The 24814-nt window shown below is 68.2% G+C and carries 24 protein-coding genes and 7 pseudogenes; 13 read left to right on the top strand and 18 right to left on the bottom strand.

Features of this window, described 5'->3' with window-relative positions:
* Positions 1-23: 23 nt before the first annotated feature.
* Complete coding sequence (locus V1L54_RS02235) at positions 24-1271, top strand: RNA polymerase sigma factor (RefSeq protein ID WP_443076449.1); 1248 nt, start codon at positions 24-26, stop codon at positions 1269-1271.
* A 66-nt stretch (positions 1272-1337) separates the two neighbouring features.
* Here V1L54_RS02235 and V1L54_RS02240 read toward each other — a convergent pair whose 3' ends face one another.
* From V1L54_RS02240 to V1L54_RS02255, 4 genes are all read right to left on the bottom strand, one after another.
* Complete coding sequence (locus tag V1L54_RS02240; protein WP_330116074.1) at positions 1338-2807, bottom strand: FGGY family carbohydrate kinase; 1470 nt, start codon at positions 2805-2807, stop codon at positions 1338-1340.
* Positions 2808-2823: 16 nt separating this feature from the next.
* A complete protein-coding gene (locus V1L54_RS02245) occupies positions 2824-4101 on the bottom strand; it encodes a cation:proton antiporter (protein ID WP_330116075.1) in 1278 nt (425 codons plus the stop codon).
* Between the two features lie 2 nt (positions 4102-4103).
* On the bottom strand, positions 4104-4577 hold the full coding sequence (locus V1L54_RS02250; protein WP_330116076.1) for a cation:proton antiporter regulatory subunit: 474 nt from the start codon (positions 4575-4577) through the stop codon (positions 4104-4106).
* Between the two features lie 232 nt (positions 4578-4809).
* Positions 4810-5220, bottom strand: a complete 411-nt coding sequence (locus V1L54_RS02255; RefSeq protein ID WP_330116077.1) for a hypothetical protein — start codon at positions 5218-5220, stop codon at positions 4810-4812.
* Between the two features lie 499 nt (positions 5221-5719).
* On the opposite strand from V1L54_RS02255, the pseudogene V1L54_RS02260 reads away from it, so the two are divergent.
* Positions 5720-5928, top strand: a pseudogene (locus V1L54_RS02260) (transposase); the annotation flags it as partial.
* Here the strand turns inward: V1L54_RS02260 and V1L54_RS02265 are convergent.
* Positions 5890-6732, bottom strand: coding sequence for an oxidoreductase (locus V1L54_RS02265; RefSeq protein WP_330116078.1), 843 nt, complete (start codon positions 6730-6732; stop codon positions 5890-5892). The pseudogene V1L54_RS02260 and the gene V1L54_RS02265 overlap by 39 nt on opposite strands.
* A 52-nt stretch (positions 6733-6784) precedes the next feature.
* On the bottom strand, positions 6785-7141 hold the full coding sequence (locus V1L54_RS02270) for a nuclear transport factor 2 family protein (protein ID WP_330116079.1): 357 nt from the start codon (positions 7139-7141) through the stop codon (positions 6785-6787).
* A gap of 157 nt (positions 7142-7298) precedes the next feature.
* Between V1L54_RS02270 and V1L54_RS02275 the strand changes: the two genes are divergently transcribed.
* A complete protein-coding gene (locus V1L54_RS02275) occupies positions 7299-7817 on the top strand; it encodes a winged helix-turn-helix transcriptional regulator (RefSeq protein ID WP_330116080.1) in 519 nt (172 codons plus the stop codon).
* Between the two features lie 155 nt (positions 7818-7972).
* On the opposite strand, the gene V1L54_RS02280 is transcribed toward V1L54_RS02275, so the two are convergent.
* Positions 7973-8134: a hypothetical protein gene (locus tag V1L54_RS02280; RefSeq protein WP_330116081.1), complete on the bottom strand. Its 162-nt coding sequence runs from the start codon at positions 8132-8134 to the stop codon at positions 7973-7975.
* A 468-nt stretch (positions 8135-8602) separates the two neighbouring features.
* On the opposite strand from V1L54_RS02280, the pseudogene V1L54_RS02285 reads away from it, so the two are divergent.
* Positions 8603-9124 (top strand): annotated as a pseudogene (locus V1L54_RS02285) (transposase family protein); the annotation flags it as partial.
* Here the strand turns inward: V1L54_RS02285 and V1L54_RS02290 are convergent.
* The 5 genes from V1L54_RS02290 to V1L54_RS02310 all read right to left on the bottom strand — a co-directional run bounded on the left by V1L54_RS02290 (position 9118) and on the right by V1L54_RS02310 (position 14313).
* A complete protein-coding gene (locus V1L54_RS02290) occupies positions 9118-10650 on the bottom strand; it encodes a GMC family oxidoreductase (RefSeq protein ID WP_330116082.1) in 1533 nt (510 codons plus the stop codon). The pseudogene V1L54_RS02285 and the gene V1L54_RS02290 sit on opposite strands and share 7 nt — an antisense overlap.
* A 63-nt stretch (positions 10651-10713) precedes the next feature.
* Complete coding sequence (locus tag V1L54_RS02295) at positions 10714-11382, bottom strand: hypothetical protein (protein WP_330116083.1); 669 nt, start codon at positions 11380-11382, stop codon at positions 10714-10716.
* A 441-nt stretch (positions 11383-11823) separates the two neighbouring features.
* The gene (wrbA, locus tag V1L54_RS02300) at positions 11824-12441 is read right to left on the bottom strand and encodes an NAD(P)H:quinone oxidoreductase (protein WP_330116084.1); all 618 of its coding nucleotides are present in this window, start codon (positions 12439-12441) and stop codon (positions 11824-11826) included.
* Positions 12442-12655: 214 nt separating this feature from the next.
* Positions 12656-13405: an SDR family NAD(P)-dependent oxidoreductase gene (locus V1L54_RS02305; RefSeq protein WP_330116085.1), complete on the bottom strand. Its 750-nt coding sequence runs from the start codon at positions 13403-13405 to the stop codon at positions 12656-12658.
* 77 nt (positions 13406-13482) lie between these two features.
* Positions 13483-14313 carry an oxidoreductase gene (locus V1L54_RS02310; protein ID WP_330116086.1) on the bottom strand — a complete coding sequence of 277 codons (831 nt, stop codon included), beginning with the start codon at positions 14311-14313 and terminating at the stop codon, positions 13483-13485.
* A gap of 245 nt (positions 14314-14558) precedes the next feature.
* On the opposite strand from V1L54_RS02310, the gene V1L54_RS02315 reads away from it, so the two are divergent.
* Positions 14559-14945 (top strand): MarR family winged helix-turn-helix transcriptional regulator, encoded by a 387-nt coding sequence (locus V1L54_RS02315; protein ID WP_330116087.1) that lies wholly within the window; start codon positions 14559-14561, stop codon positions 14943-14945.
* A 97-nt stretch (positions 14946-15042) separates the two neighbouring features.
* Positions 15043-16235 (top strand): annotated as a pseudogene (locus V1L54_RS02320) (IS3 family transposase).
* Between the two features lie 134 nt (positions 16236-16369).
* Here the strand turns inward: V1L54_RS02320 and V1L54_RS02325 are convergent.
* The 3 genes and pseudogenes from V1L54_RS02325 to V1L54_RS02330 all read right to left on the bottom strand — a co-directional run.
* The gene (locus tag V1L54_RS02325) at positions 16370-17374 is read right to left on the bottom strand and encodes an SMP-30/gluconolactonase/LRE family protein (protein WP_330116088.1); all 1005 of its coding nucleotides are present in this window, start codon (positions 17372-17374) and stop codon (positions 16370-16372) included.
* A gap of 112 nt (positions 17375-17486) precedes the next feature.
* Complete coding sequence (locus tag V1L54_RS29400) at positions 17487-17606, bottom strand: SDR family oxidoreductase (RefSeq protein ID WP_443076440.1); 120 nt, start codon at positions 17604-17606, stop codon at positions 17487-17489.
* 89 nt (positions 17607-17695) lie between these two features.
* A pseudogene (locus tag V1L54_RS02330) lies at positions 17696-18304 on the bottom strand (SDR family NAD(P)-dependent oxidoreductase); the annotation flags it as partial.
* Between the two features lie 97 nt (positions 18305-18401).
* On the opposite strand from V1L54_RS02330, the gene V1L54_RS02335 reads away from it, so the two are divergent.
* From V1L54_RS02335 to V1L54_RS02345, 3 genes and pseudogenes are all read left to right on the top strand, one after another.
* Positions 18402-18887: a MarR family winged helix-turn-helix transcriptional regulator gene (locus V1L54_RS02335; protein WP_330116090.1), complete on the top strand. Its 486-nt coding sequence runs from the start codon at positions 18402-18404 to the stop codon at positions 18885-18887.
* 114 nt (positions 18888-19001) lie between these two features.
* Positions 19002-19617: pseudogene (locus V1L54_RS02340) on the top strand (transposase family protein); the annotation flags it as partial.
* 61 nt (positions 19618-19678) lie between these two features.
* Positions 19679-20260 carry a winged helix-turn-helix domain-containing protein gene (locus tag V1L54_RS02345; RefSeq protein ID WP_330116091.1) on the top strand — a complete coding sequence of 194 codons (582 nt, stop codon included), beginning with the start codon at positions 19679-19681 and terminating at the stop codon, positions 20258-20260.
* A gap of 78 nt (positions 20261-20338) precedes the next feature.
* On the opposite strand, the gene V1L54_RS02350 is transcribed toward V1L54_RS02345, so the two are convergent.
* The 3 genes and pseudogenes from V1L54_RS02350 to V1L54_RS02360 form a co-directional block, all read right to left on the bottom strand.
* Positions 20339-20674, bottom strand: a complete 336-nt coding sequence (locus V1L54_RS02350; protein ID WP_330116092.1) for a tryptophan 2,3-dioxygenase — start codon at positions 20672-20674, stop codon at positions 20339-20341.
* A 133-nt stretch (positions 20675-20807) separates the two neighbouring features.
* Complete coding sequence (locus V1L54_RS02355; protein WP_330116093.1) at positions 20808-21518, bottom strand: GntR family transcriptional regulator; 711 nt, start codon at positions 21516-21518, stop codon at positions 20808-20810.
* 234 nt (positions 21519-21752) lie between these two features.
* Positions 21753-22129 (bottom strand): annotated as a pseudogene (locus V1L54_RS02360) (hypothetical protein); the annotation flags it as partial.
* On the opposite strand from V1L54_RS02360, the pseudogene V1L54_RS02365 reads away from it, so the two are divergent.
* The 4 genes and pseudogenes from V1L54_RS02365 to V1L54_RS02380 all read left to right on the top strand — a co-directional run.
* A pseudogene (locus V1L54_RS02365) lies at positions 22113-22292 on the top strand (winged helix-turn-helix domain-containing protein); the annotation flags it as partial. The pseudogenes V1L54_RS02360 and V1L54_RS02365 overlap by 17 nt on opposite strands.
* Before the next feature lie 562 nt (positions 22293-22854).
* Complete coding sequence (locus tag V1L54_RS02370) at positions 22855-23004, top strand: hypothetical protein (RefSeq protein WP_330116094.1); 150 nt, start codon at positions 22855-22857, stop codon at positions 23002-23004.
* Between the two features lie 251 nt (positions 23005-23255).
* Positions 23256-24497 carry a D-alanyl-D-alanine carboxypeptidase family protein gene (locus tag V1L54_RS02375; protein ID WP_443076441.1) on the top strand — a complete coding sequence of 414 codons (1242 nt, stop codon included), beginning with the start codon at positions 23256-23258 and terminating at the stop codon, positions 24495-24497.
* Positions 24498-24665: a hypothetical protein gene (locus V1L54_RS02380; protein WP_330116095.1), complete on the top strand. Its 168-nt coding sequence runs from the start codon at positions 24498-24500 to the stop codon at positions 24663-24665.
* The last annotated feature ends 149 nt before the right edge of the window (positions 24666-24814 follow it).

Consider the following 24814-nt stretch of genomic DNA (forward strand, 5'->3'; position numbering starts at 1 on the left):
GGTTCCTGAGTCTCGGAGCGCGCATCCCCCCGGAGAGCCGCTCGCCCGCCCCGCGACGAACGGCGTACGGCCGCGCCCGTCGTGTCCGTGTCCGTCCGTCCTTGTCTCGCCTGTCGCCCCCACCGGCAGCGATCAGCTTGGAGGCCGCCCCCGTGCAGACCCGGACCCTGGACGGCGCGACCCTCGCCGCCCCCACCGGCCACGAATCCCCGAACGCTCCGGCCGTCGGGGACCTCCCGGATCTGACCGCCGTGGAACCGGCCGGACCGCCGGGCACCCCGCCCGACCATCCCGAGACGGTCCCGGACCGGGGTGCCGAACCGCCGCTCGTCCCGCGGCCGGTACGGTCCGAGGGCTCCGGTCCCGCGGCCGACCTCTTCCGCCAGTACCTGCGCGAGATCGGCCGCATCCCCCTGCTCACCGCCGCCGAGGAGGTCGAGCTCGCCCGGCGCGTCGAGGCGGGACTGTTCGCCGAGGAGAGACTCGGCCGGGACCCCGGCCCCGACGAGCGGCTCGCCCTCGACCTCGACCGGCTGGTGGTCATGGGCCGGATGGCCAAGCGCCGGCTGATAGAGGCCAACCTGCGGCTGGTGGTCTCGGTGGCGAAACGATACGTCGGGCGCGGGCTGACCATGCTCGACCTGGTCCAGGAGGGCAACCTGGGACTGATCAGGGCGGTGGAGAAGTTCGACTACACCCGCGGCTACAAGTTCTCCACCTACGCGACCTGGTGGATACGCCAGGCGATGTCGCGGGCGCTCGCCGACCAGGCCCGCACCATCCGCGTCCCCGTCCACGTCGTCGAACTGATCAACCGGGTCATCCGGGTGCAGCGCCGCATCCTCCAGGAGCGCGGCTACGAACCCACTCCCGAGGAGGTCGCCGCCCAGCTCGGCCTGACCGGCGAACGGGTCAGCGAGGTGCTGCGACTGGCCCAGGAACCGGTGTCGCTGCACGCCCCGGTGGGCGAGGAGGAGGACGTCAACCTCGGCGACCTGATCGAGGACGGCGACGCGCCCTCTCCGGTGGAGTCCGCCGCCTTCCTGCTGCTGCGCCAGCACCTGGAGGCCGTCCTGTCCACCCTCGGCGAGCGCGAGCGCAAGGTCGTCCAGCTCCGCTACGGCCTCGACGACGGCCGCCCCCGCACCCTGGAGGAGATCGGCCGCCTCTTCGGCGTCACCCGGGAGCGCATCCGCCAGATCGAGTCCAAGACCCTCGGCAAGCTCCGCGACCACGCCTACGCGGACCAGCTGAGGGGGTATCTGGACTGACCCCCGGGGCGGCGGCCCGTACCGCCGCACCCGCGCCCGTACCGCCGGGGCCGGCTTCCCGGCCGGTCAGCCGAACGCCCCCGGGTGCGTCTGCTCGCGCACGGCCGTGTACTGCTGCCGCACCGCCTGACCCACCGCGAGCTCCTCGCCCGGGTCGAGGACCTGCCCGGCGGGCGCGGGCCAGAGCGGGGGCTGCCGCGGCGAGAGGGCACCCCGTGCCACTCCCAGCGCCCAGGCCGCCTGCCGGGCGGCGCCCAGCGCCGCGTAGTCCGCCGGCTGCGGAATCACCACCTGGGCGCCCAGCAGGGCCGGGGCGATCGACCGGACCGCCGGGAGCTCGGCCGCCGGTCCCAGCAGGAAGACCCGGTTGACCTGGACCCCCCGGCCGCGCAGCACGTCCAGGGCGTCCACCAGCCCGCACAGCATGCCCTCGAAGGCGGCGCGTGCCAGATGCTCCGGCTTCATGCTCTCCTGCCGCAGCCCGGCCAGGGTGCCCGCGGTGTGCGGCAGATCGGGGGTGCGCTCGCCCTCCAGATAGGGCAGCAGCACCAGCCCGTACGAGCCCGGTGTGGACTTCAGCGCCAGCGCCGAGAGCCCCTCCAGGTCCGTGCCCAGCAGCTCGGCGGCACCGCGCAGCGTCCGCACCGCGTTGAGCGTGTACACCACCGGAAGATGCATGCCGGTGGCGTCGGCGAGCGAGGTGATCATGCCGTTCGGCTCCACCAGTGCCTGGTGGTGCACCGAGAACACCGATCCCGAGACACCGAGGGAGACGACCGCGTCGCCGACCCCGACCCCCAGACCGAAGGCGGCGGCCATCGTCTCGCCCGTGCCGGCCGAGATCAGCAGCCCCTCCGGGGTCTGCCCGGCCGCTTCGGCCGGACCGACCACCTCCGGCAGCCGCACCGGGCGGCCGAGCGCCAGCTCGGCCAGGTCGGACCGCCAGGACTCGGCCGCCGCCGACCAGTAGCCGGTGCCCGAGGCCTCACCGCGGTCGGTGGTGCGCCGGTGGGGACGTCCCAGCAGCTGCCACACCAGCCAGTCGTGCGGCTGGAGCACCTCGGCCACCCGCCGCGCCGCCTCCGGCTCCTGCCGCGCCAGGTGGCGCAGCTTCGTCACCGGCTGCGCCGACCGGGGCACACAGCCGACCGCCTGCGCCCAGGACTCCCGCCCGCCGAGCGCGTCCACCAGGTCGGCCGCCGAGGTCTGCGCCCGCCGGTCGTTGCCCACCAGCGCGGGCCGTACCGGGTTGCCCGCCTCGTCGAGCGGGACCAGCCCGTTCCGCTGGGCCGAGACCCCGATCGCCTCGACGCCCTCCAGCAGTCCCCCGGACGCGGCCTCGCCCAGCGAGAGCAGCCACGACTGCGGATCGGCCTCGGTGCGTCGGGCCGCGCCCGCCGCCTCTCCGCCCGCCCCGCCGTTCTCCGGCACCGGATGCGGGGCGTACCCCTGTCTGACGACGGCGCCCGTGTCGGTGTCGCAGACGACGATGCGGGTGTACTCGGACGAACTGTCCAGACCGGCGACTATCCCCATGGAGGGAGATGATGCCTCATCGGCCGCCGGGGGACTGCAGTCCCTCCGGAGCACTGGGGGAATCCGCGCGGGAGACCGTGTCGGGCCCCGCCCCCGGGCCCTTCGCCGGCCCTCTCTCCGTGCCCCCCGTGGGGACCTCCAGCAGCCGCGGGAACACGGCGCGCACGAGCGGCTCGGTCCAGCGGGCGGCCAGCGGACCGATGATCACCAGCAGCAGTACGTACGCCGTGGCCAACGGCCTGATCTGGGTCGCGACCCCGGCCGCCAGACCGGCGATGACGATGGAGAACTCGCCGCGCGCCACCAGCGCGCCGCCCGCCCGCAGCCGGCCCTTCGGGCTGATCCCGGCACGCCGCGCCGCGTACCAGCCGGTGACGACCTTGGTGACCGAGGTGACCACGGCCAGGATCAGCGCGGGGACGAGTACCGGCGGGATGTTCTCCGGATCGGTGGACAGGCCGAAGAAGACGAAGAACACCGCCGCGAACAGGTCGCGCAGCGGGGCGAACAGCCGGTGGGCGTTCTCGGCCACCTCGCCGGACAGGGCGATGCCGACGAGGAACGCGCCGACCGCCGCCGAGACGTGCAGCTGCTGGGCGATGCCGGCGATCAGGACGGTCAGGCCGAGCACCACCAGCAGCAGCAGTTCGGGGTTGTCGGAGGAGACGGCCTTGCTGATCAGCCGGCCGTGGCGCAGCGCCACGTAGAGGACGAGGCCCACCGTCCCCAGGGCCACCATCAGGCTGACGCTGCCGCCCGCCAGTCCGACCCCGGCCACCATGGTGGTCAGGATCGGCAGGTAGACGGCCATCGCCAGGTCCTCCATGACGAGGACACCGAGGATGACGGGGGTCTCGCGGTTTCCGAGCCTGCCCAGGTCGGTGAGGACCTTGGCGATGACGCCGGAGGAGGAGATCCAGGTGACACCGGCCAGTGCCACGGCGCCCACCGGGCCCCAGCCCAGGACCAGGGCGGCGACGGCGCCCGGGGTGGCGTTGAGGAGGAAGTCCACCGCGCCGGACGGGTACTGCGTCCTGAGGTTGTCGACCAGTTCGGAGGCGCTGTACTCCAGGCCCAGCAGGAGCAGCAGCAGGATGACCCCTATCTCGGCGCCGATCGCGACGAACTCCTCGCTGGCGCTCAGCTCGAAGAGCCCGCCGTGCCCGAAGGCGAGCCCGGCCAGCAGGTACAGGGGGATGGCGGACAGCCCGATCCGCCCGGCGAAGCGTCCGATGACGCCCAGCCCGAGGATGATGGCGCCCAGCTCGATGAGCAGTCTGGTGGTGTCGTGCATACTCAGCCCCCCGCGATGATCTGGGCGAGTTCCTCGACGCCCTCGCGAGTGCCGACGACCACCAGGATGTCACCCGCCTCCAGCCTGAAGTCCGGCCCCGGCGCCGGGTGCGGTGCCGTCCGGCGCAGCACGGCGACGATCGACGCCCCGGTACGCGTCCGCGCCCGGGTGTCGCCCAGCGGCCGCCCCCGGTACGGGGACTTGGCGGTGACCGGGATCCGCTCGGTGGCCAGGTCCAGCTCGCCCATGGCCAGGTCCGGGGTCTCCGGGTCGGGGGCGATCAGGGCGGCGAGCGACGCCGCCTCGTCCGCGTCGAGCCGGAAGGACGCCTGGCAGGTGTCGGGGTCGTCGGCCGCGTAGAAACCGAGGAACCGGCGTCCGTCCTGGTGGACGACGACGGACAGGTGCCGTCCCGAGCGGGTGGTCACGTCGTACTGGACGCCGACTCCCGGAAGCGGTGTGCGTTTCATGGACAAGGCTTTCTCCCGGAGAAACGGACCAGGCGGGCTCCGGGCCCGGTGGTGTCGGTGGAAGAGCCCGGAGATCGGGACGACGGCAAGTTTCTCACAGGGGGTTCGGCCACCGGCCGGGCAGATACGCGTTCTCGCTGGTGGCGGTCGCGGGGACCGCGTCCCGGAGGGGCGGGGACAGCGGCGCGGCACCGGCGCGGGAACGCACTCGGGTCCCGGACCGTCCACGGCACCGGGATCAGTCGAAGAACATCCGGAACAGCCACTCGGGCAGGACGTCGGCCTCGGTGAGCGGTGGGCCGAACTCGAAGCCGTGCCGGCCCACGTGCCCGGCGGGCAGGCCGCAGCTCTCCTCCTCGATCGCCCCGGCCAGGAACTTCTCGGTGCAGGGCGGCAGGATCAGCGTCTCGCGCTGCGGACCGTACTCGTCGCCGTCCGGCCAGCGCGTCCACAGGTTCCGCGCCGGGAGCTCGTCCGTCGCCCGCAGCCCCTGGGTGAAGGTGTGGTGGAGGCCGGTGTGTCCCGCCTCCAGCAGGCACCACAGGGACCGGGCGACCTGGAAGCCGCCGTCGGGGACGTCCTGCAGTTCGTCGATCTCGGAGTCGAGGTAGTTGACCCGGGCCGGGCAGGAGACCTGATACACGGACATGCGGGTCATGATGCACGTCCGCGTGCCCCCGCAGGGGCGGAACGGCCACACTGCACGGTTTCGGGTGAAGTTGGGGCGAGGCGGCCCCGGCACCCGGAACGGCGCGGGCCGGAACGTGCCCGCCGGGGGGAGGGGAGTGGGGCGGGTGGGACTCGAACCCATTTAAGTGACCCTTCTCACCTGGGAAGACGCCGCAGTGTCGGACATATCTGCCCGTTTCCATCCGGCTGGATCCGCCTCGATCCTGCTCGATCGAGAACTGTTAGGCGCTCGCCACACCAGTTTCGGCCCTACTCCCGCACCACTGCTGCACCCGCTGAGTACGGAGGACTTCGCTGCCAAGGCCCGGGGCTAGACCTCAGCTGCGACAGGATTTCATCAGTCTCCTGCCTCCATCACTCCAACGCGCCTCGCTACGTTCCGTAGCGGAGCACTCCCCGCGGGCGCGGGGGCAGCAGGTCGCTGGCGTCGCGCTCGGTATCCAGCCGCGGAGCATCGCCTGGACATCGGCCGGCCGCCCGAACACGGCCTGCGCCGGATCATGGACGCCATCCTCTACGCCGACCGGACCGGGATCCCATGGCGATACCTCCCGCACGACTTCGCCCCGCGGGAAACCGTCTACGGACACTTCGCCGCCGGCGGAAGGATGCGGTCTTCGACCGCCTCTCAGGAGTCCTGGGGGAAGTCCGCACTGCGCGAGGCCGCTTCGAAGGCGCTCAGTTCTGCCGCCATATCCGTCAGTTGCTCCTGGACGGCCGCGTAGCCGTCGGCGCCCAGGACGATACGGCGGGGCGGGGTGGCGCTGTCCATCGCATCCACGACAACGCGCACTCCGCGCCGGGGGTCGCCGGGCTGATGACCGTTCTGTTTGATCATGGAGGAGCGGACGGATTGAATCAAGGGAAGGTAGGCGTCGACCGTCTCGCTCACGGCTTCGTCGGCGAACGACGCGTAGGCGTGTGTGCGAAAAGCGCCTGGCTCCACGGCCAGGACCTTGATGCCGAACGGGGCGACTTCGTGGCGCAGCGCCTCAGTGAGCCCTTCGATGGCGTACTTGGCGGCGCTGTAGTAGCCGAAGCCCGGCACGCTGCGCAGTCCGGCGACGGAGGACATGTTGATGATCCATCCGCTACGGCGCTCCCGCATGCCCGGCAGGACGGCACGAAGCATCTGCGTGACGGAAAAGAAGTTGAGCTCGAAGGAGGCCCTGACCTCGCTGTCGGGCGCACCCTCGACGGAGCCGTACCATCCCCGGCCGGCGTTGTTGACCAGGACGTCGATACGGCCGAAACGCTCTTCGGCGGCCCGGACGGCCTCGTGGACCTGCGGTGGGTCGGTGACGTTAAGGGGGTGGACGAGCACCCGGTCGCCGTGGCGGGCGGCCCAGTCTTCGAGCAGGTGGGGGCGGCGGGCGGTGAGGACGACGTTGTCGCCCAGTTCCAGGGCGGCGTTGGCGTAGGCCATGCCGAATCCGCCGGGGGTGCCGCCGGTGATGAACCAGGTCCTCATGTTGTTCGTGCTCCTGCCAGGGTGGTGGTGAACAAGGGTGGCGGGCGGTCGGTCAGGGGGCGATGCTGAGTTCGCTGATCAGTCCGTGGGTCAAGACGAAGCGGCAGCGCAGATCGACCTTCCCGCCGGGGAAGTTTCCTTCGAGGTGCTGGTGGACGGTGTACCGGTCGGGTGCGTCGCGTTCTGCACCGGTGAGCGTGGTGGTGTAGGTGTACTCGGTGTCGGTTTGCCCGAGCCATCGGGTGATGGCCTCGGCTCCCTCGTAGGTGTGTCCGTCGTCCGTAACAGTGGCGTGCGGCGCGAAGGCCGATGTCGCAGCGGAGACGTTCTTGTCGGCGCGGCCCGTCAGGTAGCGGGTGATCGCTTCGGGCAGGTCGGTGGGGTTGAGCGACGTCGGGTTCTGAGTCATGGGTTCTTCCTCTGCGCCAGGGCAAGCAGTCACGGGATGCGGCTCTTGCACGCCGGGCGGCGGCATGCCCGGCGTGCGCACATCACCGCAGAACCCCGCCGACTGCTAAAATAGAAGGTACTTACTTCTACATTAGCAGTAACTTTGGGAGGGTGGCATGCCGAGTCGCATGCGACTGGAGGACCGGGAGTGCCCGCTGTCCACGACGGTGCAGCACGTCGGCGAGTGGTGGACTCTGCTGATCTTGCACGACGCCTTCGATGGCTATACACGCTTCGACCAGTTCCAGCGGAATCTGGGCATTTCCACCAGCATGCTCACCGCACGGCTGAAGACGCTGGTCGCGGACGACCTGCTGGAACGGCGGCTCTACCAGGACAAGCCGGCCCGTTACGAGTACGTGCTCACCGAGCGGGGCCGATCCCTTCGGCCCGTGATGGTGGCCCTGGCTGCCTGGGGGAACCGACACCTGACGCCGCAGGAGCGATCCATGATCTTGGTGGACGCCGCCAGCGGCGAGGAGGTCGAACCGGTCCTGGTCGACGCCCGTACAGGAAGGAACCTCGACGACAGTGAGGCCTTCGTCTTCGCCGCCGGTCCGGCCGCGAGCACCGCAATGCGCTCGCGGTACACGGAACTGCAGAGCCAGCGGCCGGACAGGACCGGCGGGCAGTAGGCGTACCCGGCTTTCGCCGCCATTACACGTGCAGCGAACCGGCGCCTCACCACCCCGAGGATCATTTCGCTAGGAGTCCCTGGCCAGGCTGGCCAGCCGCCGCGCTTCAGGCGATGGCGTGGCCCGGAAAGCCCACATCCGTAACAGACCACCGGTCATGATGGCCGCGCCCGGGGCGTCCGCGAGCAGCCGCGCCGCCCCCTGTCCAGGGCCGTGCGGTCGCAGTCCCCCGGATCCAGGGAGCCATGCCGCCGCCCGGCGTCCAGCAGCGGCGTCCGCCAGCAGGACAGCGCCGCCGTGCGGCGGGTGGTCAGCATGTGCGGTCTCGCTCGATCGCGTACCTGTGCTCTTCCCGTCCAGTCGCCGGACCGGGAGCGCTGCACGGTCGATGCCACATGACGGCGAGGCCCGGGCTCTTGAGCTCTCGGACCTCTCGCTCTCCTCGTACCGGCTGGAGTCGGCGCAGTCCGTGCTCGTCTCCCGCAGCGGGGCGGACGGAGAGAGCCACGGTGGTCGGGCGGCGTGCCTGCTCGTTCACCACCCGACAGCGGGACCGACGGCGCGATGGCGCCCGGCCCCAGGCATGGCCGCCGGGGATCATGAGGGTCGTAGGTTCAGCCTTGCTATCTCCTGGCGGTTCCGGACACGTCCCGTCCGCACTCCGCCGGCCTGGGCAGCTACCGGCCGGACCAGGGGCGCAGCTGGGACAGCCAGCTCGGCAGCCAATGCATCACGGCCACCGTCGTGGCCAAGCTGGTGAGTGTCACGAGGAAGACCCCCGGACCGAGGCCGTCCGGACGGCGTCGACGAATGCGTGTGTCCTGCTCGACGGCAGCACCCTGCTCGCGATCGACCGGACAGCCGCTGACGGCCCTTCCGTTCCGGCAAACCCAAAAGACATGAGATGAATGTGCAAGTCGTCGCTGACCCTTCCGGCCGTCTCCTGTGGGCCTCACCCACCCTGCCCGGAGCCGCCCACGACATCCGCGCCGCCCGAGAGCGGCACCATCGACGCTTTTGCCGAGGCCGGCGTCCCGTGGGCCGACAAGGGATACTGCGGAGCCGGCGGCACGGTCCGCGTCCCCTACCGGGGCCGATGGGAGGCGCTGTCCACAGGACAGCAGGCGGTCGACCGCTCCCACGTCAAGATTCGGGCCCTGGTGGAACGGGTCATCGCTACCCTCAAGTCCTGGTGGCTCCTGCGCAAGCTGCGATGCTCAACCACCCGCATCACCAGCCTCGTCCAGGCCATCCTCTGCCTGCATCACGCCAGCTCAGACCGAGGTTGGAAAGAGCTGGCTCAGTAACCGTGGGCCCGCGTGCTGAGGATGAAGTCGGCCGCTCGCTCACCGATCAGGTAGGCCGGTCCCACTGTGTTGCCCGCCGGAGGCGTCGGCATCACCGAGGCGTCTGCGATCCGGAGGCCGCCGATTCCGTGTACCAGCAGCCGGGGGTCGACGACGGCCATCGGGTCAGTACCCATGCGGGCCGTGCCCACCTGGTGCTGACCGCTGTCAACGGACCGGCGTACGTAGTCGCGCAGACTGTCGCGGTCAGTGACCGCGGTTCCCGGGAACGCTTCGGACTTGACCCACTCGGCCAGTGCCGGTTGCGCAGCGACGGCGCGGACCGCCTCGACGTGGTCGACCAGTGCCTCCAGGTCCCGCGAGTCCGTCAGCAGACCCAGATCAATGACGGGCGGGTCTTGAGGATCAGCCGACAGCAGGCGCACCTGACCCTGACTGTGCGGGTGCAGAAGGAGCGCGAGCCCGGTGAACCCCTGCTCCGGCAGGTTATCCCGAATCGGGCTGAAGACACCTGAGACGAAAATCGTCTGACGGTCGGGTTGGATCGGTCCGCCCACGCCATCAGCGATGAACTGAGCCTCGAGCCCATTCACCCTTGGCACCGGCATCGCCTTCCGGGTCTCCCAGACAACCGACGTGGAAGCGTGGTCACGCAGGTTCTGGCCGACGCCGGGAAGGTCGGCCACCACGTCGATGCCGTGATGATGCAGGTGGGCGGTCGGCCCGATGCCGGAGAGCATCAGCAGTTGAGGTGTACCGAGGGTGCCGGCAGAGAGGATCACCTCCTGCTCGGCCCGGACTACGTGCCGCTGACCGTCGCGCAGGTACTCGACCCCGACGGCCCGTCCTCCCTCGATGAGGACCCGGCTGACATGGGCGTCGGTGATGACCTGCAGCAGCGGCGAGATGACCACTGGCCCCACGTACGCTCGCCAGGCGGTCACTCTCCGGCCCTGGACGGCTGTGTGCTGGAGGAAGCTCGCGCCGCGGCTGTCGCCGGAGTTGTAGTCGTCGTTGTAGGGGTGCCCGGCCTCTACAGCGGCGTCTACAAAGGCACGGACCAGAGGGTCCGGGTCAAGGTTGCGCTGAATGTTCAGCGGTCCGTTCTGTCCCCGGGCAGCGTTGGGGGGACCGTCATACGCTTCCAGCTCGCGGAAGTACGGCTCAATGTCCTGCCACGCCCAGCCCGTAGCGCCACCGGCGGCCCAGGCGTCATAGTCACTTTGCGCACCACGCACATAGATCATCCCATTGAGCACCGAACTGCCGCCGAGGGACTTGCCCCGCGCCTGAGACATGACCCGGTTGTTCGCGCACGGCTGCGGCTCAGTACTGAAGGACCAGTCGACCTCGCTGCCTATGAGGGCTGCCCCACGGAAGGGGTCGGCGATCTCCTCGTTCGTGTCGCTGGGGCCTGCTTCAACAACGGCGACGCGGTGTCCCGCATCCAAGAGGCGGCGCACCACGACCGAGCCGGCGGTACCAGCTCCGACAACAACGAAGTCTGCTGCTTGTACTGATTCCATGATCTCCCTCTTCTTTCAAGGGCGTCAAAACTGCCACTGCGGTAAAACGACCGCCGTCGCAGGTCACTGCGTTGATGGAACGAGATATTTGCGGTAAGTCACAACATCACTCGCATTCATCAGAGCAGCTGCTACATCCGGATAGATGTCTTCGACCGCTTCTCTACGGGATCTGGCATAGCCGAGTTCGTCGTACCAAGCGGCGAGACGGGTCTTAGCCGGATCGGGTCGGAACCGCGGCACAAGGAGCTGCGTTTGTGCAGCGGTCCGCCCGGAGGACCGGATGTGACGCTCGGTGAAGTTGACGAGCGCCCGTTCCACATCGCGCTCCGGATGGTCGAGCGCTGTGGCGAGCATGTCGAAGGCTGCCGTGTCCGGGCCCAGCGGGTTGCTGTGAACGCACCCGACAATGCGCTGCCCTTCCCATGCGACGGCGATGCAATTTTCTCGTATGAGCTTGCTGACCTGCGCCGGTGTCGTACGGTCGAAATCATCCGGCAGTAGGTTCCGTTCCGTGCGCCGGTAGGTCTCATTGACGAGGCGTGCGAGCCGCGAGGTGACCGCGCGGTCATCGCCCGAAGGGGCTGACAGGACCTCGATCCTGTATCTCCGCTCCTTTGTCTCCGCCTCATCCGCCTGCTGATGCGAGTCACCAGGGCCCTGGCTTAGGGGCCTGCCGTGCGGCAAGGTGTTGGAAGCTGGCGAGCCCGGCCATTTCCGGTTGGGCTTCATCCGATTCGCTTCCAAAGGTCGGCGGTGGCGGCACCCATTCCCATGGCACCGCCCGTGACCAATGTTCTCTTTCCCGATGTTCGCTCCATGTCGACTCCTGTCGGTATTCGCGCTGAGCGGGATCTCCCGCCTGCTATCTGAGGGCCGCGCTCAGCCCCGGCGTGCCACAACCGACTGCGCGCTGATGTGGTCCTGCGCAGCGCGGGATTTTCAGCCGAGGCCTCCCTCATGTTCTCGCCCAATGCGGGTCGTCTATACGGATGCTGCGGCCCGCGCCTTATGCTCAGAGCCGGCTCTCGGCGTTGTTCGTCGAACCGGCATGGTCCGTCGTGCGCCGCGCGTGGGTGCCGCCCATTTGTTCCGCGGCTACGTCCGTGCCGGCGAGACCGACGGGCCGTGCAGGCAACGCAAGCTGACAAGCATTGACCAAAGGTGAGTCGGTCAGGCTGCGAAGCCCGTCTTCAGGGCGGCTGCGATCTTGACCACGCGCTGCGCCTGGTGGCGGGCGGCGTTGCGGGTCTGGTCGCCGACGGGGTTGTTGCCCTGGGCGTCGATGTGGGAGGTGCCGTAAGGGTTGCCGTCCACGAACTTCACGGCGTCGGTGTAGCCGGGAGAGGCGATCAGACCGCCGAAGTGGTGGATCGAGTTGTACAGGGCCAGCAGGGTGGACTCCTGTCCACCGTGGGCTGTGGCGGTGGTGACGAAGCCGCTGTACACCTTGTTCGCGAGCTTGCCCTGCGCCCACAGGCCGCCGAGCGTGTCGATGAACTGCTTGAGCTGGGAGGAGATGTTGCCGAAGCGGGTCGGAGAGCCGAAGATCACGGCGTCCGCCCACTCGACGTCGGCGGGAGTGGCCACCGGGACGCCGGCGCTGGCGGCGGCGTGCGCGGCCCAGGCCTCGTTGGAGGCGATGGCGGCCTCGGGGGCGAGCTCGGCGGCCTTGAGCAGGCGGACCTCGGCACCCGCCTTCTCGGCGGTTTCGGCGATCTCCTTGGCGATCTCAGCGGCGTAGCCGGTGGAGGAGTAATAGATGACTGCGAGCTTGACGGGGGTGGACACAGTTGTACTCCGATTACTTGAAGGTGATAGTGAAGTGGGGTGTTGGTGGCCGGGTGATGGTCTTGCCTGACCAGTGCCGTGAGCCGCAAACCGAACCTGGTGGCTCGGATCGGAAGCGGCGGCCTGTGACGCCTGGTTGCACACAACCGGCATGAAAGGGTTCGCCCGTGCTGCTGCGTATCGGCACAGCTGGGTGACGCGGGAAGCGCTGTCGCTAGTCGGGAAGGCCCTGGTAATCGGCCTGGCCGGCGATCTGCCCACCGTCGACGGCGACCTCGCTGCCGGTGACGAATCGAGAGTCGTCGGAGGCGAAGAAGAGCACCGTGTGGGCGACGTCATCGGGCTCGCCGACCCGTCCGAGGGCGATGTTGCTTGTGTCGAAGGTGACGCCCTCGGTCATCGGCGTGCGGGTCTGGCCCGGGTGGACTGCGTTCACTCGGATCCCGTGCGCGCCGAGTTCGAGCGCGGCGGTCTTGGTCAGTCCGCGGACGCCCCATTTGGAGACGACGTAGCCGGACATCCTCGGCACGCCCTGCAGGGAGCCGACGGAGCCGATGTTGACGATGGAGCCGCCGCCAGCCCGCTTCATCGCCGGGACGACGGCCTGGATGCCGTTGAAGACGCCGATCAGGTTCACGTCCAGGGTGCGCTGCAGCCGGACGGTGTCCCACTCGTGCAGGGGAGCCGGATCGGCGATGCCCGCGTTGTTGACCAGGATGTCCACGGACCCGAAGCGTTCCTCAGCGCGCCGGACGACGTCGGCCCACTCCTGCTCCGACCGTACGTCGAGCCGTTCGACGGCAACGGCGCTTCCGAGGTCGTCAGCGAGGACCTGCGCGGCCTCGACGTTCACGTCCGCGACGACCACGCTGGCGCCCTCGGCGACAAGCCGGCGGACCGTTGCGGCCCCCATGCCCATCGCACCGCCGGTGACCACTGCTGTCTTGCTCTCCACTCGCCCCATCGCGAGCTCCCTTCCTGTTTGGAAAACGTGTCCGACGAATGACTCGTCGGCCTTCCTCGACCCGCTCGCGGACCGGTTCAGTCGTCGAAGTCGGTGCCGCGGCTCAGGGACTCCCAGGCCGTGCGCTCCTTCTCCGTCTGCTCAGCCGCCTCGGTGAGGCGGTCGAGAGCGGCGTTGCCCAGCGCCAGCCTCAGGGGGGTGTTGTCCGCGGCCAGGGCGGTAAGGAGGGCGGAGGCGATCTTCACGGGGTCACCCGGCTGCCGACCCGTGACCTCCTCCACGTGAGCGCGCAGCCCGCCCACGGTGCTCTCGTAGTCGGCGATGTGCGCGGATTCGCTGATCGAGGCTCCGGCAAAGTTGGTGCGCATCGCGCCCGGCTGAGCGATCAGCACCTTGATGCCCAGCGGCGTGACCTCCTGGGCCAGGGCGATCGAGAAGCCCTCCAGAGCGAACTTGCCGGCCGAGTAGGCCGACATCCCAGGCACCGAGACCTGTCCGCCCAGACTGCTGATCTGGACGATGGCGCCGCTGCGCTGCTTGCGCATGTGCGGCAGGACCGCCCGGGTGAGCGAGGCCGGGCCGAACAGGTGCAGTTCCATCAGAGACCGCAGTTCTTCGTCCGTCGTCTCCTCGACCGCACCGATGTGCCCGCGGCCCGCGGCATTGACGAGCACGTCGATCCGCCCGTACCGCTTGACGACCTCACCGACGACCTTTTCGATCTGCGCCGAGTCGGTCACGTCCAGTTCCCGCGCCAGGGCCCGGTCCGGGAACGCTGCGACGACTTCCTGCGCGCCCTGCGTGCGCCGGTCGGCCAGCACAGCGGTGTCACCTTCACCGAGCGCCGCCCTTGCGATCTCTCGGCCCAGCCCCGAGGCCGCCCCCGTCACGAACCAGATTCGTCCCATGACAATGCACCTTCCTGAAGTGAGGGAGGGTGACGCATCACCCATTGCTGAAGATGATGCGTCACCCTTTGGCGGAAGGCAAGCCCCACTTGAAGGGTGTGACGCACCAGACACCGAAGATCCGAAGAGGGACATGTCACCGACCTTGGTAGCCTTGAAGGGTGACTGAGCCCCGGCACTTGAACGAGCGCGAGCAGCGCGCGTGGTACGGCTTCCTGACCCTGCAGGAGGACCTCCGCCGCCACATGAACCGCCAACTACTGCGCGACACCGGCCTCTCACTGGCGGACTACGCCATCCTCAGCGGCCTGTCCCAGCACCCCGGAGGCTCCCTGCGCATGTTCGAACTACGAGAACTCCTCCGCTGGGAAAAGACCCGCGTCACCCACCAGATCTCACGGATGATCTCGCGCGGGCTCGTCGAACGCCGCCCCTGCGCCGAAGACAACCGCGGCAACCACGTAGCCCTCACCGAGGAGGGGCGCAAGGCCATCACCAAGGCCGCTCCCCTGCATGTCGACTACGTACGCCGTGCCTTCCTCGACGTCGTCAGTCCCCGCCAGCTCGACGCCTTGGCAGCCCTGTCGGAGGCTGTACTCGCCAACCTCGAAGAGGAAGCCACCAACGACTGACCCCACCCTCATAGGGGCAAGCTCCTCCAAACGGGCCTTGACCCCGGATCTTGGACACTCGAGAGGTGGATCTTGAGGATCTGGGAACGGACATCTGGTGGTCATGAAGGACTACCCGCCGGTGTTCAAGGCGGACGCGTTCGCGCTGTACGAGTCGCGCCCCGGGGCGACGATCAGGTCGGTCGCCGCTGATGCGGGGGGTCAATCCGGAGGCTGCGGAACTGGCTCCGGGCGGCCGGAGCGAGTCGGTCCCGGGGTGCCGGACGGAGGCTCCAACCGAGCCGCCCACGCCGCTGGAGGCGGGGAACGCCGCGCTGCGCAAGAAGGTCCGCAAGTTGGAGGAGGAACGCGAGGTCCAGCGGAAGGCAGCGGAGAATTTCGCCGGGGAGAGGCGCTGGTGAACCGCTTCCAGTTCGTCGCCGACCACCAGCGCCGCCACGGCGTGAAGCGGCTGTGCGCCATCCCCGGCATCGCCCGGTCCAGCTATCTACTACCGGCGCCGCACCGCTGCGGACCGGGCCGCCCGGCAGGCGGTCGGCTCACCGCCCGGATACGGGCCGTGTACCGGGAATCGGACGGCACCTACGGCGTTTTGAGGGTCACTGCCCAGCACCGCGAGGAGGGCGAGCACGTCAACCACAAGCGGGTCGCCCGAGTGATGCACCAGGTCGGCCTGGCGGGTCTGCGCCTGTGCCGCAGGCACCGCACCACGGTCCCGGACCCGGCCGGCGAAGGCCACTGACCTGATCGGCCGTGACTTCACCGCGAGCGAGCCGAACACGAGGTACTTCGGCGACATCACCTATCTCCCGCCGGGCGGTGGGAAGTTCCTCTTTCTGGCCACCGTCATCGACCTCGCCTCGCACCCCCCTGCCGACTGGGCGATCGCCGATCACATGCGCACCGAACTCGTGATCGACGCGCTGTCCGCCGCCGAGCGGATCCGCGGAAGCCTCGCCCGGAGCGGTCATGCACACCGGCCACGGCGCCCAGTACACGAGCCGGGCCTTCGCCGACGCCCGCCTCAAGGCCGGTGTCCGCCAATCCATGAGCGCGATCGGTTCCAGCGCGGACAACGCACTCGCCGAGTCCTTCAACGCGTCGTTCAGACGCGAGACGCTCCAGGGCCGACAGCGCTGGTCCAGCGAGCGCGAGGCCCGCCTCGGCGCATTCCGCCGGCTGCACCGCTACAACACCCGACGCCGTCACTCCCGCCTCGGGCAACACAGCCCGATCGACTACGAGACAGCGTCCCGGGCAACATCAACTACGCCGACATCAGCCGCATAACCCGTGGTCAGGATTCGGGGCCAAGGTCCCTTCAGCGTCGAAGCGATGGCGCCTGCCGTGCGCCGCACAGGATGCTGAGGGCGCTGTACGTACTCCCCACCGCCGGCTACGAGCCGGCGGTGGGGAGTCCCGCGCTATGGGAGCCGGATGCCAACCACCTTGAAGGCCGCGGCAGGGTTACCGACATTGGACAGATCGTCGCCAAGGTTTGCATCAACCACGTAGAGGCGCGGGCCAAAGCGATCAGCCGTACTAGCGAAAGCAGCGCCCGGCACCTCGGTGGTGCTGAGGACTTGCCCGGCAGCCTGATCCGTCGAGAGTTTGACCTTGACCACGCCGTGGTGGGTGACGACATAGAGGGACTGACCGATGCGAACTAGGCCGTCGGCGGACTCCAGGTCTCCCTTGAGACGGATCTGGCGTGCGTTTGCCGTTCCCTTGGAGTCGGCGGGCAGGACATAGAGCGCCGCGCCTCCACCGGCAGCCATGGTCTGGCCTACGATCAGGCCCTTCCCATCGGGGGTAGCTTCGATGCCGTTGGCGTTGATCAGACCGCCCGGCGTCCAATCCCCTCCGAGTGCCACCTTCTGGGGTGCACCGAACTCACCGTCACGCTCAATCGTCACTCGGATGAGGGCACCAGCAGGGTTGGCGCTGTCGGTGAACCAGGCCGCGTCCCGTGTCAACTTCACGTCGTTGATGAAGTTCGCGTTGGGAACGTCGACATCAGCAAGCTTCCGGCCCGTCTTGGTGTCATAGACGCGGAAACTGCTGACGACGCCAGGGAACGGACCGCCATGGCCGCCGCCGGCAACCCAGAGACGGCCGAAGCGATCGACATCCATTCCGACCGCGATCCGCCCAGGGCCGGGCGGCGGGGCCAACTGTGTTGATACCCCGGTCTTCAGATCGATTCGCCGGATCGCACCGTTGGCCAGCGATCCGGTGTACGCCACCTGCCTGTCAATGGCGATGCCCTCGGGAGAGAAGCCGTTAGGGAGGTTGAGGACCGAGGGGAAAGACCTGGCCGACTCGGCCGCGGGAAGGGGCTGAGCGGCCCCTGCAGGAGAAGCAGGGAGACCAGCGGTGATAAGTAGGGCCAGCAGTGGCGTCACTACGCTCGCCACGCTCTTGCTCATAGGGTTTCGCATGGGGTTCTTTCCAATGGTTGGGGCAAAACCAAGCTCAGTGGCCTGGTACTTCTTGTCGGGTGGACTCGTGTGGCTTCGAAGCCAGCGATGGAATAAATGCTCAGGGCTTGCCCAGCTTGCGCCAATCAGGCAGGGTCGGAAGGGGTCCGGTTATGCCGCCGTCGACGTACGGCACCTGGCCAGTGATGAACTTTGACTCATCCGATGCCAGAAACACCACAGCGTTAGCGATGTCAGTCGGATAATCCGACGGTGTTTGAGCACCTGGGAGTCGCGGGCCATTCTTGTCGGGGCCGCGTTTTCCAGTCGGTGAGACTTAGTCGATGCATCCGCTCGGGCAGGTGGCGGTATCAGCCCCGGAGCGATGGCATTACTGCGAATTCCGAGGTGGCCGAACGATGTGGCGGTGGACTTCGTCATGTACTCGATCGCGGCCTTACTGGTGCCGTAGGCGACCAACGCGAGGTCTCCACCCGCGGCCTGAACCGACGACGTGCTGGTGATCGATCCGCCGCCGGTCTCGGCCATGACAGGCACTGCGTACCTGGTGCCGAGCGCCACGCTGCCAGCGTTCACCTCAAGGTTCCGCATGAGGTAGTCGCAGCTGACCCCGACCAGATCCGTGCCCTGGAGTATCCAGTCGGCGCCAACTAGCCTTGCATTGTTCCACAGCACGTCGAGCCGACCGTAGGTGTCTTTCGCGAGCTGCGCGACACCTGCCATGTCGTCTTCGAGGCTGACGTCGCCTACATACGCGACGACGTCGAAGTCTTGCTCTTTCAGCTCCTTCGCTCGCTTGTGGACCGTGGGTGACAGCTCCATCAACACCACCTGCGCACACTCAGCCGTCATGGCCCTCGATTCCGCAGGCCCCAGGGCACCAACCGCGCCGGTTGTGATCGCTGCCTTGCCGGCCATGCGTCACCGAGCCCGCCTCCGCGTGCTGTTGAAATTTCAGCTCGCCCTCTACAGTAGCTTTGGTCGATGAAAATTCAACTGTCACAGCGAGGTAGCGATGCCCCGAGGACTGGACCGCGAGGAGCAAGCGACCTGGCGCAGCTTCCTGCTCGCCAGTCGGCTGCTCTTTGACCAGCTGGAGCGAGAGATGAAACAGGACGCGGCTCTCTCGTTCAGCGACTACGAACTCCTCAGCCGACTCTCACGCGCGCCCGGTCGCTCGATGCGGATGGCTGACGTGGCAGCCGCATGTGTCTTCGACCGGAGCAGGCTGAGTCACGCGATCGACCGCCTGGTACGCAATGGTTGGGTCTGTCGGGTGCCGTGCCCCTCGACCTCGCGGGGTCAGCTGGCCTGCCTCACCGACGAAGGGCTGGAGAAGGTTCGCCAGGCCGATCGCGGACATGTGGAACAGCTGCGGTCTCGGGTACTGGACCGGCTCACCGATGAGCAGAAGACGGCTCTGCGGGAGGTCAGCGAAGTACTTGCGACCGGCATCTTGGACAGGCCGAAGCTCGTCTCCATGGGTTGGCCGGTGGGATGAGCGTCCGTTCTCGATGCGCCGCCATGTCGGCTCGCAGTACGACGGGAGTGTAAATCGTTCGGGTCTGTTCCGTAGTCGGTGGTGACTGCGAGTGCCCGTCTGTGATCATGGAGCGTGCATGATGCGAACCCACTTGTGGGAACGGTGTTTTCGGGGTTGTCGGCGTTGGTCATCGAGGAGGTGGCGGACGGTGGCGAGACAGTGCGGGTTACGGCTCGAACCCGGGATGTTCCCGTGCCCTGGCCGCTGTGCGGGGTGGTGACGGGAAGGGTCCACGGGTATCACGGCCGGACGGTGCGGGATGTGCCGATCGACGGCCGACAGGTCGTGGTCCGGGTGAGGATACGACGGCTGGTCTGTCCGGTCCGGGGCTGCAGGCGGCAGACCTTTCCGAGAGCAGGTCCCCGGGCTCTTGGAACGCCATCAGCGCCGTGCCACACGCCTGAACGGCCAGCTTTCCGAGCTGGTCAAGGAGTTATGCGGCCGGGCCTCTGCCCGACTCGCCCGATCGCTGGCCGTGCCCCTCTTGTACGCCACCGCCCTGCGGCTGCTGCGGCGTGTACCCGTGCCCGTGGTGCGGATCCCGCGGGTGATCGGGGTCGACGACTTCGCCCTGCGGCGCCGGCACAGCTACGCCACGATCAATATCGACGCCGAGACCGGCCAGCGGATCGAGGTACTGCCCGGCCGCGAGGCCGCCGCCCTGGAGGCCTGGCTGCGCACAAATCCGGCGGGGCACGATCATGGCCGCGCTCACTCACAACAAGGAAGTCAAGTTTCTCCGCTGGCCGGTGCAGAGGCACGAAGGCGACCAGTTGCGCGAGGCGGGGCTGCCGTGCCTGCTGGTCCTGGAGGGCCAGACGGCGCCGCCGAGCGACGTCTCCCCTACCGAGGACCGGGTGCGCCCGCCGGTGGCCCGCCTCGATCTGGCGGCTCGCGTCCGCGCCTTGCAGCGGCGCACCGGGACCGACTTCATGCCCGCGCTGGACCCGACCGGGGTGCTCTACTACGGCGGGCAGTCGGTGCCCATGTCCGATGCGCAGAGCGAGATGATGCGATGCTTCCTCGCCGACTTCGGCCATCTCGTCCGCCGGGACAGGCTGAAGGAAGCCCTGAGTCGCGTCAACAACGAGGCGGTCACCAGCAACGCGATAGACCTGCACATCATGCGGCTGCGCCAGCGGCTGGACGGCGTCCGGCTGAATCTGCGCGCCGTGTGGGGGCGGAGCTACATCCTGGAGACCGCCGCCTGGTCCGACCGTCCCCGGAACGCGCACGACTGCGCGTTCCGGGGCGCTGCTCGCGCCGCGGTCAGCCCGCCTGCCGGCGCTGCCGCTCGTGCCCCTTGCCGCGCAGTTCGTGGAGTTCGGTGAACGGCATCGTGGCGCGGTCCATGAGATGCGCCGCCCACGAAGTGCCTGCGGTGCCCCGCTGCTCCCCGAGCATCTTCGTCACCAGGCCCACGGCCCGATCTTCCACTGGAAATAGCCGTTGCCGACCCTGAGCATCGCCTCGACGACCCGGTGGAACGAGCCCGCCTCGACCCCCGCTCCGACGATCTCCTCAAGATCGGCTCCGACGCTGTCCAGCCCGGCGCGGAAGGCCAGGAACAGCGATCCCGAGCGGCCGGCACTGCCCAGCACCCGCTGCAGTTCGTGGGCCTGGCTGGACTGGGCGCCGCTGGCCGTGCCGAGGTACTGCCGGAACTGGGCGAAGTCCTCCAACGGCAGCCGTTCCAGCGCCATGAGCTGTTCGAGCTGACACTCGTCCACAAGGCACGGGCCCAACAGGGGCAGGACACGTGCCCGATCCTCACGCGATAACGTGAGAGGGGAGAAGAATGCTAAAACGACCAGGAGCTCCGGGCCGCCACCCCCCGACCGACGGCCCAACTCCACAGGAAGAAGAGGAAAGCATCGCTCAGTCAGCGGCGTCGTTGGACGTCACACGACTCTTCAGCGTCTCGTCGTCGGAGGGAAGACCTTCCAGAAGATCCAGGAGAGTGCGCCAGTTGGTGCGGGTGGCAAGTACTGCCCCTTCGACGTCCCCCGCCTCACACAGCTCGATGATTCGGTCATGCTGCGCAACTGAATTCCGACCGGAGAGGGAAGAGAACCGAAGACGTTCCACACGGCGCAGCACGGGCGTGTACTGCTCGAGAACGTTTTGAATGGCATCATTGGCGCTGGCGAACACGGGGACACTGTGGAAGTCGGCGTCAGCAGCCAATGCCGCGTCCACGTCATCGCGGGTCATTGCGTTTGCGAACCGTGCGTTGGCTTCGCGCATGGCTGCCAGTTCCATTGTGGAAAGGTGGGGCAAGGCCTCGCGAACGGCTAGTTCATGCATGGCTGACGTCACCGACTGTGCGGCACGAGCCGCCCGGATGTCCAAAGGGCTGACTCTGGTGGATCGTCCCGGTTTGGTCTGAACCAGACCTACCTGCTCCAGGCGCGCCAGCGCTTCCCTGACTGGCGTGCGACTCACGCCGAGCCAAGTGACCAAGTCACTGTCTGTCAAGCGCTCACCTGGCGCCAGTGTGCCATCTACGATGGCATCTCGAATGGCGCGGTAGGCGTCCTCCCTCAGGAGTGATCGTGAAACGAGTCCTCGACCCTGTGGCACTGGCATGCGATATATTGCACGCTAACAGATGGCCTTTGTCAAGGGCGATCGCATATGGGGATAAAGCGCACCCCTCGTAGCGGGTGAGAGCGTGCGATCGGGGCGCCAGAAGATTCCGCCGTTCGATGTCCGATGCTCAGCGTTCTGGGCTGGAGGAGTGGGTGCACCGTCGCTCGACGGCTCAGGCCTTACGGCACGCAGATTTCACTCGGATAAGCCCCCCTGGCGATATATCGAGTTCTAGCAGATTGCATCTACCAAGAAGCGCTCGGTTGCGATGAGTCTTTCCCACCACCGGTCTGAGCTGGCCAGATGCAGGCAGAGGACGGCTTGGACAAGGTTCGTGATGCGGATGGTCGAGCACCGCAGTTTGCGGAGCCGCCAGAACTTGAGGGTGGCGACGGGCGACGACGGCTCGGACCTTGGCGTAGGACCCGGGCCGTGCCCCCGGCGCCTCGGTAGCCCTTTTCGGTCCAGCACTTGATGTCGGTTTCCGTAAGCGTGCGGATGGTGCCGTGCTCGCGGGCGGCCCGGATGTCGTGGACGGCTCCGGGCAGGGCCGGTGAGGCCCACAGCAGCCAGCCAGACGGATCGGCCAGGAAACTCGCGGCGCATCCCGGCATCGTGTTGGATCGGCAGACGCTGCTACGCAATGTGTGGGACTACGGCTGGGACGGTGAGAGCCGGGTGGTCGATCTCTGCGTACAGCGGCTACGCAAGACAATCGGAGCCGAGCGGATCAAGACCGTCCGTGGCTTCGGCTACAAGTTGCGCCCCTGACATGGACATCGTGCGTGATCTCCTCAACTGGCGCTCCCTGCGTTGAAAGACCGCTCTGTTGGTCGCGGTGGCCTGCTGCGCCGTTGCGTCGACGGTGGGAGCGCTGGTCCATCGCAGCACCCTGGAGCGGTCGATGAACTACGGCGGGGCCAAAGCGATGGCATAGCTCTCCCAGGCTTTGAAGGACTACGAGCGGGACGGCATTCCGCCGAAGAGGTTGGTCACGCGGCCCGATGCCATGCCCGAGCAGCTCCTGGACCGACTGGACAACCAGCACAGCAGGACCACGGCTTTGGAGCTGCGACCTGGTACGACGCAGACAGCCCCGGCGACCATCCCGCGATGTGGACGGCCCTGACCTAACGCAGCAGTGCGGTGGCGATGGCGGCCGACATGACCTCCGACCTGTTCACTCGGCGTACTCCGGACCAGCACATGTGGAAGTACTCCCTGGTCGCCCTGGTCGCTCTGGCCGTGGTGGTGCCGCTGTCCGCGCTGGCCGCTGAGCTATCCAACCGCCGGCTGCAACGGGTGGCACGCACCGCGCGGCGGGTGGCGGCCGGTGATCTGGCCGCCAGGACCGCGGCGGGGCGGGGACGAGGTCGCCTCGATCTCAGCCACGGTGGACTCCATGGCCGACAGCCTGCACGAGCGACTGCTGGCCGAGCAGCGGTTCACCGCCGATGTGGCCCATGAACTGCGTACCCGCTGATGGACCTGGTCACCGCGAGCGGACTGCTGCCGGAAGGGGAGGCCACCGAGCTGGTTCAGCACCGGGTGGCGCTGTCGCCTGGTGGAAGGCCTGCCGGCGGCTGGACGGAAACCGCGTTGATACACGACGGTTGGCAGGCCGAGCGGTGGTGGAAGCACGGTCATGACCGTGCGGACATCCGCCGCGCCCAAGGTGGACGACGTGCGTAAACGCCACGCACCACACCGCGTCCACCTTGAAGGTGCCCACTCATGCGCCCAGCTCCCGCCCTTGATGACTTTCCCCGTACGAGGCTGTCGTGGCTCGTCGTCTCGTGCGGTTCGCCCGGCCGGGCACCGCGCTCTCGGCGTCGTACCGCGTTCCTCGCGGCAAGCGCCGCGGCCCTGGCCGTCCTGGCTGTTCTTCTGACCGTCGTCCGCACCTCCGACAGTGGCGGGGGCGAGGGGACGGCAGGCTCCGTGGGGGCGTCGCTGTCCTGGCCGGACCAGGGGCAGGCGAGCGTGTCGGTCGAAGGGCTCGGTGAGCAGGGCGATCTGGGCACGCGCGGCGCACAACGGCCCGTGCCGATCGCGAGTGTCACCAAGGTGATGACCGCGTACGTGATTTTGCGCGACCACCCGCTACGCGAGGGGGAAACCGGCCCCCTCGTCACCGTCGACCAGAAGGCCGCGAACGAGTCCTTCTCCGGCACCGAGTCCAGCGTGCAGGTCACCCAAGGGCAGCGGCTGAGCCAGCGGCAGCTGCTGGAGTTGATGTTGATCCCTTCCGGCAATAACATCGCCCGTCTCCTGGCCCGCTGGGACGCCGGCTCGCAGGAGGCCTTCGTGGCCAAGATGAACCGCGCCGCCGACGACCTTGGTATGGACCACACCACTTACACCGGCGCCAGCGGCATCGAACCCACCACCACCAGCACCTCCGAAGACCAGCTCAAGCTGGCCCGGCAGGCCATGCGCCAAGAGGTGATCCGGTCCGTCGTCGCCATGCCCAGCACCACCGTCTCCGGCGTGCCCGGACCGCTTACCAACACCAATATTCTGCTGGGTACCTCCGGAATAATCGGGCTCAAGACCGGCTCGAGTACCCCCGCCGGCGGCGCCCTGATGTGGGCGGCCACCGCCTCCGACCGCCACGGACACCGCCATCTCGTCCTCGGCGTCGTCCTGCACCAGCGCTCCGGCACCAGCCCACAGGAAGGTCTGCGCGCAGCCTTCGACACCAGTCGCAGCCTAGTCGAAGACGTCCGGCAGTGGCTGTCGACAGCCGACGTCCGCCCCGGGAAACCGCCGCGTTCGCCGTCGCCTCCATCCGCCGCTGCCGGCAGGCCCGGCGCCAGCCAATTGGGGCCGGACGAGCTCCTGGCCGACGGACCCGCGGTGGAGATTCTCGCCGACGCCGGCTACCAGCGACTGGGCGCCCAGACCGGCGGCCGGGAGATCACACACCACACCGCAAGTTCAAGAAGTACGCCCGGAACTGGTGCGAGGAGATAGATGATTGATAGCGCAAGACTGTTCCTCACGCCGCATCCGGTCGAACGCGGCATCGACCACCTGAAAAACTGGCGGGCCCTGGTCCGCTACCTCTGCCGCCGCGAGCACATGAGCGACACCGTCCAGCCGTCGCCGGACTGCTGTCCCACCAACAGAGCGCGGACCTGACATCGGCACGGCAGGTGTGAACATCAAGTCCTGCCAAACACACTCGACATCTTCCCGCCAACCGCGCACGAGCTCGTAAAGGGTGTTGCACAAGGCCGTGATCAAGCAGCGCGAAGCGCTGCTTGATCACGGCCTTGTGCAACACCCTT

The organism is Streptomyces rubellus, from assembly GCF_036323805.1.
In the GTDB taxonomy this organism is placed as follows: domain Bacteria; phylum Actinomycetota; class Actinomycetes; order Streptomycetales; family Streptomycetaceae; genus Streptomyces.